The organism is Mesorhizobium sp. M7A.F.Ca.US.002.01.1.1 (assembly GCF_004022955.1).
GTDB classification, from domain to species: domain Bacteria; phylum Pseudomonadota; class Alphaproteobacteria; order Rhizobiales; family Rhizobiaceae; genus Mesorhizobium; species Mesorhizobium ciceri.
This window is the reverse complement of the sequence record NZ_RZQE01000964.1, coordinates 1-892: the sequence shown is the minus strand read 5'-3', so window position 1 is coordinate 892 and position 892 is coordinate 1. Positions and strand designations below refer to the sequence as shown.

Sequence of the window (892 nt, the reverse complement as noted above, 5' to 3'; positions counted from 1 at the left end):
GGTCTGCTTCTTGTGCGTGTAGTCCGGCTCGTGCTTGCTGGTGATCGTCTCGCGATAGGCCACCTGTGGTGCGCCGACATTGGCCTCGACCTTGAACTCGCGACGCATGCGGTCGACGATGATGTCGAGGTGGAGTTCGCCCATGCCGGAAATGATGGTCTGGCCGCTTTCCTCGTCGGTCTTGACGCGGAAGGACGGATCCTCGGCGGCCAGGCGGTGAAGGGCGAGGCCCATCTTTTCCTGGTCGTTCTTGGTCTTCGGCTCGATGGCGATCTGGATGACCGGATCGGGGAATTCCATGCGCTCGAGAATGACCGGATGCAGCGGATCGCTCAGCGTGTCGCCGGTGGTCGTGTCCTTGAGACCGGCAAGAGCAACGATATCGCCGGCAAAAGCCTCTTCGACGTCGGCGCGCGAGTTCGCATGCATCTGCAGCATGCGGCCGATGCGCTCTTTCTTGCCCTTCACGGTGTTGTCGACCGAGATGCCCTTGGTGAGCCTGCCCGAATAGATGCGCGCAAAGGTCAGCGAACCGACGAACGGGTCGTTCATGATCTTGAAGGCGAGCATCGACAGCGGCTCGTTGTCGTCGGCATGACGCTCGATCTCGGCGTCGGTCTTGGCATCGACGCCCTTGATGGCGGGAACATCGGCCGGCGACGGCAGATATTCGACGACGGCGTCGAGCAGCGGCTGCACGCCCTTGTTCTTGAAGGCCGAGCCACAGAACATCGGGTAGAACTTGACCGCGATGGTGCCCTTGCGGATCAGCGCGCGAATCTCGTCATTCGACGGCATCTTGCCTTCGAGGTAATTCTCAAGCGCCGTCTCGTCCATTTCGACGGCAGCCACGATCATCTTCTCGCGGTATTCTTCGGCACGAGCCTTGCGG

General features: G+C 61.2%; 1 protein-coding gene. It reads right to left on the bottom strand.

All coding sequences use genetic code 11. The features are described 5' to 3' along the window. Positions 1-892, bottom strand: an 892-nt coding sequence (locus tag EN932_RS37085) for a TetM/TetW/TetO/TetS family tetracycline resistance ribosomal protection protein (RefSeq protein WP_245483415.1), incomplete at both ends; no start/stop codon positions are given.